Annotated in this window: 15 protein-coding genes; 7 read left to right on the top strand and 8 right to left on the bottom strand. The window is 71.8% G+C overall.

Going from position 1 to position 14,562, the window contains the following annotated elements:
* The first annotated feature begins 52 nt into the window (after positions 1–52).
* Positions 53–664 carry a MarR family winged helix-turn-helix transcriptional regulator gene (locus ACFVSL_RS12565; protein ID WP_386941314.1) on the top strand — a complete coding sequence of 204 codons (612 nt, stop codon included), beginning with the start codon at positions 53–55 and terminating at the stop codon, positions 662–664.
* Between the two features lie 43 nt (positions 665–707).
* Here the strand turns inward: ACFVSL_RS12565 and ACFVSL_RS12560 are convergent, their stop codons facing one another.
* From ACFVSL_RS12560 to ACFVSL_RS12545, 4 genes are all read right to left on the bottom strand, one after another.
* On the bottom strand, positions 708–2,153 hold the full coding sequence (locus tag ACFVSL_RS12560) for an MFS transporter (RefSeq protein ID WP_386941313.1): 1,446 nt from the start codon (positions 2,151–2,153) through the stop codon (positions 708–710).
* Positions 2,154–2,362: 209 nt separating this feature from the next.
* The gene (locus ACFVSL_RS12555; protein ID WP_386941312.1) at positions 2,363–3,280 is read right to left on the bottom strand and encodes a serine protein kinase RIO; all 918 of its coding nucleotides are present in this window, start codon (positions 3,278–3,280) and stop codon (positions 2,363–2,365) included.
* Between the two features lie 170 nt (positions 3,281–3,450).
* Positions 3,451–4,152 carry a class I SAM-dependent methyltransferase gene (locus ACFVSL_RS12550; RefSeq protein WP_386941311.1) on the bottom strand — a complete coding sequence of 234 codons (702 nt, stop codon included), beginning with the start codon at positions 4,150–4,152 and terminating at the stop codon, positions 3,451–3,453.
* Positions 4,153–4,180: 28 nt separating this feature from the next.
* Positions 4,181–5,695: a M1 family metallopeptidase gene (locus tag ACFVSL_RS12545; RefSeq protein ID WP_386941310.1), complete on the bottom strand. Its 1,515-nt coding sequence runs from the start codon at positions 5,693–5,695 to the stop codon at positions 4,181–4,183.
* 110 nt (positions 5,696–5,805) lie between these two features.
* Between ACFVSL_RS12545 and ACFVSL_RS12540 the strand changes: the two genes are divergently transcribed.
* Entirely contained in the window at positions 5,806–6,429 is a 624-nt protein-coding gene (locus tag ACFVSL_RS12540; protein WP_386941309.1) for a TOPRIM nucleotidyl transferase/hydrolase domain-containing protein, read from the top strand.
* Between the two features lie 16 nt (positions 6,430–6,445).
* Here the strand turns inward: ACFVSL_RS12540 and ACFVSL_RS12535 are convergent, their stop codons facing one another.
* From ACFVSL_RS12535 to ACFVSL_RS12520, 4 genes are all read right to left on the bottom strand, one after another.
* Positions 6,446–7,204, bottom strand: a complete 759-nt coding sequence (locus ACFVSL_RS12535) for a sulfite exporter TauE/SafE family protein (RefSeq protein WP_386941308.1) — start codon at positions 7,202–7,204, stop codon at positions 6,446–6,448.
* A 123-nt stretch (positions 7,205–7,327) separates the two neighbouring features.
* Positions 7,328–7,885, bottom strand: a complete 558-nt coding sequence (locus ACFVSL_RS12530; RefSeq protein WP_386941307.1) for a hypothetical protein — start codon at positions 7,883–7,885, stop codon at positions 7,328–7,330.
* Positions 7,886–7,956: 71 nt separating this feature from the next.
* The gene (locus ACFVSL_RS12525; protein WP_386941306.1) at positions 7,957–8,397 is read right to left on the bottom strand and encodes a pyridoxamine 5'-phosphate oxidase family protein; all 441 of its coding nucleotides are present in this window, start codon (positions 8,395–8,397) and stop codon (positions 7,957–7,959) included.
* Positions 8,398–8,466: 69 nt separating this feature from the next.
* On the bottom strand, positions 8,467–9,630 hold the full coding sequence (locus ACFVSL_RS12520) for a GTP pyrophosphokinase family protein (protein ID WP_386941305.1): 1,164 nt from the start codon (positions 9,628–9,630) through the stop codon (positions 8,467–8,469).
* Positions 9,631–9,892: 262 nt separating this feature from the next.
* On the opposite strand from ACFVSL_RS12520, the gene dnaK reads away from it, so the two are divergent.
* The 5 genes from dnaK (at position 9,893) to ACFVSL_RS12495 (ending at position 14,557) form a co-directional block, all read left to right on the top strand.
* The gene (dnaK, locus tag ACFVSL_RS12515; protein WP_386941304.1) at positions 9,893–11,764 is read left to right on the top strand and encodes a molecular chaperone DnaK; all 1,872 of its coding nucleotides are present in this window, start codon (positions 9,893–9,895) and stop codon (positions 11,762–11,764) included.
* Positions 11,765–11,766: 2 nt separating this feature from the next.
* A complete protein-coding gene (locus ACFVSL_RS12510) occupies positions 11,767–12,417 on the top strand; it encodes a nucleotide exchange factor GrpE (protein ID WP_386941303.1) in 651 nt (216 codons plus the stop codon).
* Between the two features lie 83 nt (positions 12,418–12,500).
* Complete coding sequence (locus ACFVSL_RS12505) at positions 12,501–13,496, top strand: DnaJ C-terminal domain-containing protein (protein ID WP_386941302.1); 996 nt, start codon at positions 12,501–12,503, stop codon at positions 13,494–13,496.
* A 3-nt stretch (positions 13,497–13,499) separates the two neighbouring features.
* On the top strand, positions 13,500–13,922 hold the full coding sequence (locus ACFVSL_RS12500; protein WP_386941301.1) for a heat shock protein transcriptional repressor HspR: 423 nt from the start codon (positions 13,500–13,502) through the stop codon (positions 13,920–13,922).
* The gene (locus ACFVSL_RS12495; protein ID WP_386941300.1) at positions 13,919–14,557 is read left to right on the top strand and encodes a hypothetical protein; all 639 of its coding nucleotides are present in this window, start codon (positions 13,919–13,921) and stop codon (positions 14,555–14,557) included. Before ACFVSL_RS12500 ends, ACFVSL_RS12495 begins: the two co-directional genes overlap by 4 nt.
* The last annotated feature ends 5 nt before the right edge of the window (positions 14,558–14,562 follow it).

Here is a 14,562-nt window from a genome sequence, read left to right as displayed (position 1 = left end):
GGACCCGGGTTCAATTGCATGTCTCATGACATGTATATGTACAATGACATACATGAACGATGCACGTCAAGTCCCTCCCGGCGAACGCTCAGGCGGGAGCGGCGGCGCAGGCGGATCCGACCCGATCGCGGCCGTCGAGGCGGCGCTCGTCGCGATGCGTCGCGACCAGGGGCGCCGTCGGCTGCAGCACCGCGCCGAGCACGGCGCGCCGCATCCCGGGCATCGTCCGCACGGCGACCATCACGGGCATCACGACCACCGAGAGCTGCACGAGCCGGATGCCTCGGGCGCCGGCCGCCGCCGCGGCCGAGGCGGCCCGGGGCTCGCCCAGGCGGCGCGGTTCCGGCTGCTCGACGCGCTCGAGGCGGCGCCGCAGCCGCCGTCGGTCGGCCAGCTCGCCGAGGCGATCGGCGTCGACCAGCCGCGGGCGAGCCGGCTCGTGCAGGCCGCCGTCGAGGCCGGGCACGCGCGCCGCGAGGTCGACCCCGCCGACGCGCGCCGGAGCGCGATCGTGCTCACCGACGCCGGCCGGAGGGTGCTCGCGGGCGCCCGCGACACGCGGCGCGGCGCGGTCGAGTCCGCGCTCGCCGGGTTCACTCCCGAGGAGGCCGCGGAGTTCGCCCGGCTGCTCACGCGCTTCGTCGCGGCCTGGCCGCGCGACTGACGTCGCGACGAGCCTCCGGGACCGGTCGCCGGCCCCGTCGCCCCTACTCGGCCGGAACCTTCGGGACGGCCGCGGTCGCGGCCACGCCGGCCTTCACCGGGATGAGGAGCGCGAGCCCGAGCGCGATCACGAGGATGATGCCGAGGATGCCGAAGTAGGGCGCCCCGCCGATCATGATGAACAGCGCGAACGCCGTCGGCGCGAGGAAGCTCACGGCACGACCGGTCGTCGCGTAGAGGCCGAAAACCTCGCCTTCGCGACCTGCCGGGATCAGGCGCGCCAGGAACGTGCGGCTCGCCGACTGCGCGGGGCCGACGAAGAGGCACAGTGCGAGCCCCGCCGTCCAGAAGACGAGCTGGCCGCCGTCGTGCAGGAAGAAGATGACGAAGCCGCTGACGACGAGGCCGATGAGCGCCGCCACGATCACCGGCTTCGCTCCGAGCTTGTCGTCGAGCGCGCCGACCGCGATCGTCGAGATGCCGGCCACGATGTTCGCCGCGATCGCGAAGATGATGACCTCGCTGAGCGAGAAACCGAACACCGATGCCGCGAGCACGCCGCCGAAGGTGAACACGCCCGCGAGTCCGTCGCGGAACACCGCGCTCGCCAGCAGGAACCAGACCGTGTTGCGCTGCTCCTTCCAGAGCCGTTTGATGTCACGGCCGAGTCGGGCGTAGGAGGCGAAGAAGCCGACCTTCTCGCGCTCGACGGCCGCGGGGTTGCGATACTCGGGCACCGCGAAGAGCACGGGAAGCGCGAACAGACCGAACCACACGGCGGAGACGATCATCGTCACGCGCACGTCGAGACCGTTCTCGTCGGTGACGCCGAAGAGGCCGACCTCGGGGTTGATGAAGCCGAAGTACACGACGAGCAGCAGCACGATGCCGCCGACGTAGCCCATGCCCCAGCCGAAGCCCGACACCTTGCCGATCGAGCGGGGCGTCGAGACCTGCACGAGCATGGCGTTGTAGTTGACGCCCGCGAACTCGAAGAAGACGTTGCCCGCGGCGACGAGGAAGAGCCCGAGCAGCAGGTACTCGGGTGCCGGCAGCACGAAGAACATCGCGACGGTGATCGCGACGACGATGTAGGTGTTGACCGCGAGCCAGAACTTGCGCCGCCCGCTCGTGTCGGAGCGCTGGCCCGTGATCGGCGCGAGCAGCGCGATGAGCACGCCGGCGATCGCGAGCGCCCAGCCGAGCTGCGCCTCGACCGTGCCGCTCGGCCCGAACGACTCGCTTCGGAGATACACCGTGAACACGAAGGTCGTGACCACGGCGTTGAAGGCGGCCGAGCCCCAGTCCCACAGGCCCCACGCGAGGATGCGGCCCTTTCGGGCGCCGGCTTCGGTCACGGCCTCGACCTGGCTGGTCGAGACGCCGATCGTCGCGGCCGCGCCGTCGGGCGGCGTCAGGTGCGAGGGCGGGAAGTTGCGGGCGGGCGCGGGCGAGGAGGGGGTCGCGCCGTGCTCGGTCGGGTCGGTCATGGGGGCAGTCTCCCGGCATCCGGTGAACGGGTGGTGACGACGCGCACCGGGGCCGATCCGCGTCGATCGAGTTGCACTGTACCGCGCGGCGGGCCCGGGCAGGTGTCCGGCGTGCAGAATTCAGGATGCCTCGGCCGAAACGCCGAGACGTCGGCGCCCGCGCGCGGCGCGGCGCGGGAGGCATCCTGAATTCTGCACTGCCGCCGACATCACATCGCGACCATGCCGACGAGCTCGCCGAACAGCTCCTCGGGGTCGCACTCGAGCCGCTGCCGCGTGAACCACGAGCACACGTTGACGCAGTCGCGGTGCAGCAGGTCGAAGCCCTGCGGGTTCGAGATGACGTCGACGACCTGGGGCAGGTCGATCGCGACCACCCGGCCGTCGTGCACGAGCAGGTTGTACGGCGAGAGGTCGCCGTGCGCGAGCCCGCCGGCGGCGAGCGTGTGCATGAAGTCGACGATCTGGTGGAACAGCTCGCGCAGCTCGTCGGGCGTCGCGCGCACCTGCGCGAGCCGGGGAGCCGCGACGCGGCCGTCGCCGATGAACTCCATGAGCACCTCGGTGCCGCCCACCTGCACCGGGTACGGCACGGCCGCACCCAGCTCGGTGAGCCGCGACAAGGCCTCGAACTCGGCGTACGCCCACTGCACCCGCGCGACCTCGCGACCGAAGGTCGTGCCCTTCGCGAGGGCGCGCGCGTCACGGCTGCGGCGGGTGCCGCGGCCCTCGGTGTAGACGGTCGAGCGGTGGAAGTCGCTGTGCTCGGTGCTGCGGTACCGCTTGGCGGCGAGCAGCACCGAGTTGCCGGCGACCAGCGGGTCGGCGCCAGGCACGGCGCGTTCGATGAGCGAGAGGTCGGCCTCCTTGCCGGTCTTCACGACGCCGAGCTCGGTGTCGATCGCCGCGGCGGAGGTGACCAGCCAGTCGGGGCGCGGCGCGGGGCCGCGCTCGGAGGGTGTGGTCGCCGGCCAGGTGGACCAGCGTTGGCCCTCGCCGGGTTCCGCGTCGAGGAAGGCGAGGTCGCCCGCGTCGAAACGCGGGGTCGTGAACGATGTCGATGCGTCGCGCGCGGTGGTGATCGAGCGCACGACGGCGGATTCGTCGAGTGACGAGATGAGATGCAAGGTGGTTTCTCCGAAGGATTGCGGAGGCCACCGGGCCGCGATTCGCGGCTAGAGGGCCTCGCAGGATGAAGGGATGTCGAGGGACATGACAAGGACAGCCATGGTCGTCTCCTCTCCTTCAGCCGGATGCTCCGGACCCGATGCCGCGCGTTGCACGCGGCTTCGGCAGTCTAGGGGGCGCGGCGGCTCGCGTCCAGACCCGATTTCTCGGGCAGGGATGCCTCGAGGTACAGCCGTTGCGACGCGATCTCCTGCTCGTAGGGCGCGCGATCGGCGAGCCGTTCGACCGTGAAGCCCGCGGCCTCGGCCGCCGCCGCGAGCTCCTCCGCCCTGAACTCGGCCCAGTAGACGGCGATGCCCGAGCCGAGCGGGTCGGACGCGACGCCGTCCGCGGCGCCCTCCTTCGTCACGACCAGCAGCCGGCCGCCCGGCCTGAGCGCGGCGGCCCACGCCGCGAAGGTGCCGTGCAGCATCGCCTTCGGCTGGTCGTGCAGCGAGTAGTTCGAGACGATCCCGTCGAAGCGCCCGCCGAGGGCGGCGAGATCGGGCGCGCGCTGGTCGCCGAGCTCGAAGCGCAGCCCGGGCCGCTCGCGGCGCGCGAGCTCGACGCATCGCGGCGAGAGGTCGAGGCCGGTGACCTCGAGCCCGTGGGCGTCGAGGGCGGCGGCGACGTGTCCGCACGGGCCGCAGCCCACGTCGAGCACCCTGCCGCCGGGGCCGATGCGGCGGGCGAACCCGGCCAGCAGCGCGAGATCGTGCGGCTTGCCCTCGAGCTCGTCGCGGAACAGCTCCAGGTAGTGGTCCGCGCGGGCGTCCCACGAGCGCACGACGTCCGCGGCGCTGCCGGGCTCGGGCTCGGGGGCGCTCGTCATCCCGTCATCGTACGGCCGCGCGCGGCGGCTACGGCTGCACCCAGTCGGCCGGCGGCTTGACCTGGTCGTACAGCCAGGTCTCGAAGAACTCGTCGAGATCCTCGCCCGAGACCTCCTCGTAGACCGCCCGGAAGTCGTCGGCCGTCGCCGCGGAGTCGTCGTAGCGCTCGAGCCAGAGCCGCGTGCCTTCGAAGAACGCCTCGTCGCCGACCTCGACCCGGAGCGCGTGCAGCGTGCCCGCGCCACGGTTGTAGACCTGCGTGGCGAACAGCCCCATCGGCCCCGGGTCGCCGATCTGCAGCTGCCAGTAGGCGGGCGTCCGGGCGGGGGCGTACCAGGCGTTGAAGCTCTGCTGCGCGGTGCGTCCGCCGGCCTCCTCCGTCCACATCCAGCCGGCGTACGTCGCCCAGCCCTCGTTCAGCCAGATGTCCTGCCAGCGCTCGGGGCTGACGGCGTCGCCGAACCACTGGTGCGCGAGCTCGTGCGCGACCGTGCCCTCGCCGGCCTGGGTCGAGTAGATGGGGCGAGTCTGCGTCTCGAGGGCGTAGCCGATGTCGTCGTCGTCGACGATCGAGCCGTACGCGGTGAACGGGTACGGGCCGAAGCGGTTCTCGAAGAAGTCGATCATGTCGGCCTGGCGGGCGAGGCTCGCGTTCGTCGTCGCGAGCCGGTTCGGTGCGAGGTCGAGGTCGACCGCGTCGATGATCGGCACCCCGCTCGACGAGTAGCGCGTCTCGCGCAGTTCGAAGTCACCGACCGAGGCGGTCGTGAGGTAGCTCGCCTGCGCGTCGGGCGCGTCCCAGTACCAGGTGGTGAGGCCGTCGGCGGTCTCCTCGGGCTTCGGCTGGATGCCGTTGGCGACGGCGACCTTGCCCTCGGGCACGGTGATCGCGAAGCTGTAGCTCGCCTTGTCGGTCTGGTGGTCGCTGACGGGGTACCAGGTCATCGAGCCGTCGGGCTCGCTCGCGACCATCGCGCCGTCGCGGGTCGTCACCCAGCCGTACAGGGCCTCCTCGATGTCCTCGGGCTGCGTCGTGACGCCGCCGTACTGGATGACCACCGTCGCGCGCTGCCCGGCCTTCAGCTTCGGCCGGGGCTGCACCGTGAGCTCCCACACGCGGGCGTCGTCGTCCTGCACGTGCCAGTATGCGGCGCCGTCGACCTCGGCGCCGGCCATCGGCGGTGCGACCGCGGCGGCCGTCTTGCCGTTCACGGTGAGCGACTCGACCTCCATGCCGCGGAGGTCGAGGTTGAAGCGGTCGAGATCCTGGGTCGCGACGAGGTCGATCGTCGCGGTGCCGTCGAGCCGCCCCTCGAGCGGGGCCGGCGCCGGTGCAGGGGGCGTGTAGTCGAGATCGAGGTCGTAGTGCTGCACGTCGTAGCCGCCGTTGCCCGCGAACGGGAAGTACGCGTCACCGGCGCCCGCGGCGCCCGCCGTGTATCGCGGACCCGGTCCCTTCGGAGCCGCGGCGGCGCCGATGGCTCCCAGGCCTCCGAACACCAGCACCGCGGCGGTCGCACCGCCGAGCAGTCGTGCGCCCATCCTGTCCACGATTCCCCCCATCGTCCGGCCTGCCTACGGGCCGACTCTAGACGCGTGCGCGCGCGGCCGGTAGACCCCGACGGGGATGGGGGGCGGAGTAGGGTCGCAGCATGCGCGCCGTGGTCATCGCCGAGGCATCCACCGTGGTGCTCGTCGAGGGCGAGAGCGACCGACTCGCCCTCGAGGCGCTCGCCGTGCGCCTCGGCGCCGACCTGGCGGCGGCCGACGCGGCCGTCGTCTCGATGGGCGGGGTGACGAACCTGCACCACCACCTCGCCGCGCTCGCCGCCGAGGCGGCCACCGCAGCGACCCGGCGCCCGAGCCGCCGCGTGCTCGGCCTCTTCGATGCGTCCGAGACCGCCTACGTGCGCCGGGCCGTCGACGACGCGGGGCTCGGGGGAGTCGGTGCCCCGCTCGACGAACTGGGCTTCTACTCGTGCGAGCCCGACCTCGAGGGCGAGCTGATCCGCGCGCTCGGCCCCGCCCGCGTCGAGGAGTTGCTCGCCGACCAGGGGGAGCTCGCGCGGTTCCGTACCTTCCAGCGGCAGCCGTTCCAGCGCGGGCGCGAGCTCGACGCGCAGCTGCGGCGCTTCATGGGCACCCACGCGGGCCGCAAGGCGCAGTTCGCGCCGATCCTCGTCGGGGCGCTCGAGGCGGCGCGCATCCCGGTCGCGATGGCGGCGCTCGTCGCCGCCGCGGTCGACGGCCGCGGCATCCGGCCCGCCGAGACGTGACCCCCCGCGCCGTGGACTACCGCACCATGAAGTAGACGAGCGCCGCGACGCCGATCACCACGATCACGACGCGGTACGCCGTCTGCGGGAGGTACCGGCCGTAGCGGCCGCCGAGCGCCCCGCCGATGAAGGCGCCGACCGCGATCGCGAGCGCCGCGAGCCAGGCGACCTCGGTGACCGCGACGAACACGAGCGCGGCGACGAGGTTCGCGGTGGCGGCCATCGCGTTCTTGTACGCGTTCGCCCGGATGAGCGGACCCGCCATGGTGATCGAGAGCAGCGCCAGCAGCAGCACGCCCTGCGCTGCCCCGAAGTAGCCGCCGTAGACCGCCGTGAGTCCGGCGACCGCCATCGTCGCGACCGGGTGGTCGTGGTGCTCGGCCTGGCCGTGCAGCCGCGCCGTCCACCGCTTGATCTGCGGGCCGAAGACCACCAGCAGCAGCGCGAGCACGATGAGCGCGGGCACGATCATGTCGAACGCCTCGCTCGGCAGCTGCAGCAGCAGGAGCGCGCCGGTCACGCCGCCCGCCGCCGAGAAGCAGAGGAAGACGCCGAGGCGACGCCACTCTCCGCGGAACTCGGCGCGCCCCGCGAACGTGGCGACGAGCGAGGCGGGCAGCACGCCGACGTTGTTCGTGACGTTCGCGAGCACGGGCGGGTAGCCGAACGCCAGCAGGATCGGGAACGTCACGAGCGACCCCGAGCCGACCACCGAGTTGATGCCGCCCGCGACGATGCCGCCGAGCACGAGGGCCGCGAATTCGAGCGGGTTCATCGGGCGGTCACGGCGGTTCGGCGCATCCCTCGATTCAATCAGGCGGGATGCCCCGTGCCGCGCGTCGTGGGTCCGGGATATGGGCGGGCGGAGGACGGAATGTCGGGCGGGCGGGTGCGGAGCTCAGCCGGCGGGCGCGATCCAGACCGCGAAGTCGGGTGCGCTCACGTAGGTGATCGCGTCGTCGGTCCGCACCACGACCGGCGCGATGCCGCTGCCGGGCTCGACGGGGCCGAGGTAGGCGTCCGGGACGGGATCGTCGCCCTGCGTGAAGCCCGCCGCGGTGAGCGCGGTCTCCCATGCGGGCCAGGTCTCGCCGTCGACCGGGAGCCGGGCCACCCAGAAGGCGATGTCCGACTGATCCTTCGCCCAGCGGCAGCCGAGGGCGCCGGCGTCGAGCAGGTCGCCCATGAACGGCGTGTGCGCCGTGGCGTCGCGCGGGGTCAGCCCGTCGGCCTCGAGCTCGGCGTACGCGTCGGGCGTCAGCACCGTCTCGCACGTGACCGTGCTCGGGGTCGGCGCGGTCGGTGCGGGCGTGGCTTCTGCGGAGGGCTCGCCCGCCGCGCTCGGCGCGGGTTCGCTCGCGGTCGGCTCGGCCGGGGTCGCGGTGCATCCGCTGAGCAGCAGCAGGGCGAGGCCGGTCGTCGCGGTCAGCGCCCGCGGCAGGGTTCGTCGGGTCATCCCCGCACCCTATCGGCGCGCGAGGCGCGACGTCACAGGGAGTGCCCTGATGCGATCCCGCCTCGGAACGCTCAGCCGCCGGCAGGTGCTCGGTCGAACTCGCGGCCGTGCACCTCGCTCGGGATGATCCGGACCCAGCGGTCCTTCGACTCGGGCGCCCAGGGCGTGACGCCGAGCGCCTCGGCGGCCTCGATCTCGCTCTGGCGGTCGAACTCCTCTGCGGTGCCCTTCACGACGACGCTGAACGCCTCGGTGTCGCTGAACCCGTCGATCTGGAAGGCGACGCCGTGCCGGATCGTCAGCTCGAGCAGCTTCGTGCCCGCCGCGGTGCGGAAGACGATGACCGGCCCGTTCGCGCCGCTCGCGTCGACGACGTGGTTCACCGGGAAGATGTCGACCTCCCCGCCGGCGGCCATCGCGATGCGCCCGTACGGCGCGCGCGAGAGTCGCTCCCAGCAGTCGGCCTCGGAGAGCGATCGTGTCGGCGTGCGTCCCTCTTCGGTGTCGTTCATGGCTCGATTCTCCTCGCTTCGCCGGGCGCCGGGAAGGGCGAGGCGCGGCTCGGCGCCGAGACGCCCGGCTCAGTCGAGGACGATGGGCGCGAACGACGCGTCGTCGAGCGTGCCGACCGGTGCGGCCGCCTGCTCGTAGCGGCTGCGGGTCGCGAGGGCGGAGGCATCCGGATGCTCGAAGAGGTGCCTCGCGACGACGCCGTACTCGGCCAGCCGACCGTCGGGCACCCGGCTCTCGCGCAGCGAGGCGCCGGCGACGAGGGCCGCGGCCATCGCCGTCCAGTAGACGCCGATGCCGCGGAACGAGCGCGGGGGTCGTTGCGGCTCCGCGTCGGTGAGCAGGATGTCGTGGGTGCTGCTCGCGCAGGCGATCGCGAGCCGCCGCCCGAGCTCCGAGTACTCGGCGAAGCCCTCGGCGAGTGCGTCGTACTGCAGCCAGCCCGCGGCCCTGACGACGCTGCGGAGTTCGCGACCCGTGCCGGTCACGGCGCCGAACGGCACGTCGAGCGCCGCGGTGATGATCTGGTCGAGCGAGCGGGAGTCGCCGTCGTACTGGATGAATCGGCCGATGTAGCCGCGCTCGCCGCCGCCGTCGCCCGTCGGCGCGGCGGTGCGGGCCTCCTCCACCTGGCGGCGGATGAGGTCGAGGTTGTCGTCGGCCTGCTCGAGCAGCGCCGCCGAGAGGGCGAACAGCCGGTCGACCTCGCGCGGGAGCTGGCGGGCCGACTTGTAGCGGAAGTCGTGTTCGAGCTCCGACCAGGTGTCGGAGAGCGCGGTGCGCAGCTGCACCTCGAGCTGGGTCCCGGTCGGCTCGGCGTCGTCGCCCGGCGCCTGCTGCCCGTCGGGCAGCAGGCCGACGAACTGCACCGAGCGATAGCCGAAGGCGTCGAGCGGGAGCAGCGCCGACTTGTCGATCCAGGAGTCGTCGTCGACGATGAGCGCCTCGCGCACGACCTGCTCCATGCCGGGCAGGTCGCCCTCGAAGTGGGCGATGATGCGCACGCCGAGGATGTCGCGGACCTCCCGGTCGGGCGCACGGCGCACCTTGCGCTCGAACGACTCCCGCGACTTCACCCTCGCCGTGACCTGGAAGTAGCGGAACCCGGCGGCCTCGATGCGGCGTGCGAAGTCGGCCTCGATCCGGCTGCGCAGCTTGCGGTACCGCCGCAGCTCGCGGTCGTACCTGGCGAGCTCGGCGGCGACGAGCTGCTCGTCCTGCTCGCGCGCATCCATGTCCGGCAGGCTACTGCCTCGGGGCGGAATACTGAGCGGCAGCCGTGAGTTGAGTCAAGTACGCTCAAGTTTCACCGGCTCGACTTGACACGTTCATTCGGCGCTGCGAGGCTTGAGTCGTCAAGGCTCAAGTCTTGACGCATCTGACTTCGGTTGCGGGCCAGGAAGGCCGAACCGACCGCTGAACCATCCGGGGTCTCGATACGCATGCGACGTCGTCGCGCGCTACTCGACCACCGGAACAGCAGAAGGAGAGAAACACATGTCACGTGCAGTAGGAATCGACCTCGGAACCACCAACTCGGTCGTCTCGGTCCTCGAGGGCGGCGAGCCCGTCGTCATCGCGAACGCCGAGGGCTTCCGCACCACCCCGTCGGTGGTCGCATTCACCAAGGACGGCGAGGTGCTCGTCGGCGAGACCGCGAAGCGCCAGGCCGTCACCAACGTCGACCGCACCATCGCCTCGGTCAAGCGCCACATGGGCACCGACTGGAAGACCGACGAGATCGACGGCAAGAAGTACACGCCGCAGGAGATCTCGGCCCGCATCCTGCAGAAGCTCAAGCGCGACGCCGAGCAGTACCTCGGCGACACCGTCACCGACGCGGTCATCACCGTGCCCGCGTACTTCAACGACGCCGAGCGCCAGGCCACCAAGGAGGCCGGTGAGATCGCGGGTCTCAACGTGCTCCGCATCATCAACGAGCCCACCGCCGCCGCGCTCGCGTACGGCCTCGACAAGGGCAAGGAGGACGAGCTCATCCTCGTCTTCGACCTCGGTGGCGGCACCTTCGACGTCTCCCTCCTCGAGGTGGGCAAGGACGACGACTTCTCGACCATCCAGGTCCGCGCGACCGCCGGCGACAACCGCCTCGGCGGCGACGACTGGGACCAGCGCATCGTCGACTGGCTCATCAAGAAGTTCAAGGACTCGACCGGCGTCGACGTCGCGAACGACAAGATCGCGAAGCAGCGCCTCAAGGAGGCCGCCGAGCAGGCCAAGAAGGAGCTGTCCTCGAACCTGAAGACCTCCATCCAGCTGCCCTACCTCTCGCTCACCGAGAACGGCCCGGCGAACCTCGACGAGACGCTTACCCGCGCCGAGTTCGAGAACATGACGAGCGACCTGCTCGACCGCACGAAGAAGCCCTTCGAAGACGTCATCCGCGAGGCCGGCGTCAAGCTCTCCGACATCGCGCACGTCGTGCTCGTCGGCGGCTCGACCCGCATGCCCGCGGTCTCCGAGCTCGTCAAGAAGGAGACCGGCCAGGAGCCCAACAAGGGCGTCAACCCCGATGAGGTCGTCGCCGTCGGCGCGGCCCTCCAGGCGGGCGTCCTCAAGGGCGAGCGCAAGGACGTGCTGCTCATCGACGTCACCCCCCTCAGCCTCGGCATCGAGACCAAGGGCGGCATCATGACGAAGCTCATCGAGCGCAACACGGCCATCCCGACCAAGCGCTCGGAGACCTTCACGACCGCCGACGACAACCAGCCGTCGGTCGCGATCCAGGTCTTCCAGGGCGAGCGCGACTTCACGCGCGACAACAAGGCGCTCGGCACCTTCGAGCTGACCGGCATCGCGCCCGCGCCCCGGGGCATCCCGCAGATCGAGGTCACCTTCGACATCGACGCCAACGGCATCGTGCACGTGTCCGCGAAGGACAAGGGCACCGGCAAGGAGCAGTCGATGACGATCTCGGGCGGCTCGAGCCTCCCGAAGGACGACATCGACCGCATGGTGCGCGAGGCCGAGGAGCACGCCGCAGAAGACAAGGCGCGTCGCGAGTCCGCCGAGACCCGCAACTCCGCCGAGCAGCTCGCCTACTCGGTCGAGAAGCTCATCAAGGACAACGAGGACAAGCTCCCCGCCGACGTCAAGGACGAGGTGCAGGGCGACGTCGACGCGCTGAAGTCGGCGCTCGCGGGCGACGACGACGACGCTGTCAAGACCGCGTTCGAGAAGCTCTCGCAGTCGCAGACCAAGCTCGGCGAGGCGATCTACGCCCAGTCGCAGGCGGATGCCTCCGCCGCGGCCGGCGAGGACGCCTCGGCGACCGGCCAGGCCGGTGACGCCGCGTCCGACGAGGACGTGGTCGACGCCGAGGTCGTGGACGACGAGGACGAGAAGAAGTAATCATGACCGACGAGCAGAACCAGAACCACGAGGAGCCGGTGATCCGCGACAAGCGTCGCATCGACCCCGAGACCGGTGAGGTTCGGCAGCCGGCCGCCGACGGGGCGCCCGAGGAGGGCGCCCCCGAGGCGGGCGGTTCGAACGGCACGGGCGCGGAGGCATCCGACTCGTTCGACGACGAGGCCGAGCTCACGGTCGACGACATCCTGAACGCGGCGAACGCCGAGGTCCAGGACCCGAGCGAGGAGCACCTCGCCGACCTCAAGCGGGTCACCGCCGAGTACGCGAACTACCGCAAGCGCACCGAGGCGAACCGCGAGGTCGAGCGCGAGCGTGCGGTCGGTGCGGCCGTCGCCGTGCTGCTGCCGGTGCTCGACGACCTCGACCGGGCCGAGAAGCACGGCGACCTCGAGGGCGACTCCGCCTTCGCGACGATCGCCGCGAAGCTCCGAGGCGCCGTCGAGAAGCTCGGACTCACGGCCTTCGGCGAGGTGGGCGAGCCGTTCGACCCGCAGCGTCACGAGGCGATCTTCCAGCAGCCGAGCGCCGACGTCGAGGTCGACACCGTCGCCGACGTCGTCGAGACCGGCTACACGCTGGGCGGCGTGCAGCTCCGCGCGGCGAAGGTCGTCGTCACGACCCCGTCGGCGTAGCCGACCACCCGGTGGTCGAGTAGCGCGACGTGCTGCTCGACCACCGGACCCGTTTCAGACAGACTCAGAGAGAGGAGGTGCCGATGGCCAGTCAGGACTGGTTCGACAAGGACTTCTACCAGGTGCTCGGCGTCTCCAAGGACGTGAGCGACGCGGAGCTGAAGAAGGTCTACCGCAAGCTCGCGCGCAAGTACCACCCCGACTCCAACGCCGGCGACGCCGCCGCCGAGGCGAAGTTCAAGGAGATCAGCGAGGCGCACTCCGTGCTCGCCGATCCCGAGCAGCGCAAGGAGTACGACGCGATCCGGGCGATGGGCTCGGGCGCGCGATTCACCGCGCCCGGCGGTGCGGGCGGCGCCGGCGGATTCGACGACGTCTTCGGCGGCATGTTCGGCCAGGGCGGCGCCGGCCGCAGCCAGTCGTACACCTTCCAGCAGGGCGGCGACTACGACGACCTGCTCGGCGGGCTCTTCGGCGGCGGCCGGTTCGGCCAGTCGACGGGCGGCTACCGCGGGTTCGGCGGCCCCACTCCCGGTCGCGACGTCACCGCGACGACGACGCTCGACTTCATCACCGCGACCAAGGGCGACCAGGTCACCCTGCAGACGGCCGAGGGCAAGCCGATCACGGTGCGCATCCCCGCCGGCGTCTCCGACGGGCAGAAGATCCGGCTGCGCGGCAAGGGCCACCCCTCGCCCGACGGCGGTGAGGCGGGCGACCTCATCCTCACCGTCAACGTGCGCAAGCACCCCGTCTTCGAGCGCGACGGCCTGAACCTCCGCGTCACCGTGCCGGTGACCTTCGCCGAGGCCGCGCTCGGTGCGACCATCCAGGTGCCGACGCTCGGCGGCGACCCCGTGAAGCTCCGCGTCGCGCCCGGCACGCCGAGTGGACGCGTGCTGCGCGTGAAGGGCCGCGGCGTCGAGACGAAGAAGGGCACCGGCGACCTGCTCGCCGTGGTCCAGATCGCGGTGCCGTCGCACCTCTCGAAGGACGCGCAGGCGGCCGTCGAGGCGCTCGCCGCAGCACTGCCCGACGAGAACCCGCGCGACGAGCTGCTCGCCAGGGCGAAGGGCTAGGTGATGGAGGTGCACGAGAGGAGCCCGCTCTTCGTGATCTCCGTCGCGGCCGAGCTCGCCGGCATGCACCCGCAGACGCTGCGGCAGTACGACCGCCTCGGTCTCGTCTCGCCCACCCGCACGGCGGGCAAGTCGCGGCGCTACTCGATGCACGACGTCGTCCAGCTGCGCGAGATCGCGCAGCTCTCGAGCGAGGGCGTGAGCCTCGAGGGCATCCGCCGGGTGCTCGGGCTCGAGGAGGAGGTCGCGACCCTGCGCGCGCGAGTGCGCGAGCTCGAGGGCGCGCTCGCCGACGAGATGCTGAACCGCCCCGGGCGGCGCGTCTTCGCGGCCGGCTCGGCGGGCGAGGTGATCAGCCTCAAGGCGGGCACCCGGGTGCGCCGCGAGAACGCGGTGGTCGTCTGGCGGCCGCTGGAGCGCGGATGACCGGCGTCCCGCCGGCACCTTCGGCGGTCGCGGCGGGCACGGCGACGCCGTCGGGCCCCGGCGCGCCCGTGCGATCGGCCGGGCCGGTCGGAGCCTGGGCGCTGCCGCTCGTGACCCTCGGCTTCTCGATCGGCGTGCTGCCCGCGCTCGTCTTCGTCGTGGTGCTCGCGGTGTTCGTCGTGGTCGGCCTCGTCGCAGGAGGGCTCGGCGGGGCCGCGATCGTCGGGTTCCTCACCACGCTCGTCGGCGGCGGCGCGGTCGCCGCGCAGCCCTGGCTCGTCATCGTCCCCGTGCTGCTCGGCGTCGTCGCCTTCGCCGCCGGCATCGCCGGCAGCGTCGTCGCGCTGCGGCGCCGGGGCCATCCCGCCCCGCACGCGGTGACCTGGTCGTCCGCCGGCATCGGACTGCTCGTCCAGCTGTTCGTGAACGGCGCCGTCTACTTCGTGCTGACCTTCGTCGTCGCCGCGGTCGTCGAAGGCGGAACCGGTGTCGTCTTCTTCGGCGGAGATCCCGCCCCGCTCACGGTCTTCGTGCTGTGCGCACTGGCCGTCACCGTCGGCCTCGGCTGGCTCGTGTGGTGGCTCTTCGGCCGGGTCTTCGCGGGCAGGGCGTCGGCACCGCCGTACGCCGGCTGAGTCGG

Source organism: Agromyces sp. NPDC058064 (genome assembly GCF_042885275.1).
Taxonomy (GTDB): Bacteria; Actinomycetota; Actinomycetes; order Actinomycetales; family Microbacteriaceae; genus Agromyces.
This window is presented reverse-complemented; position numbering and strand designations above follow the sequence as displayed.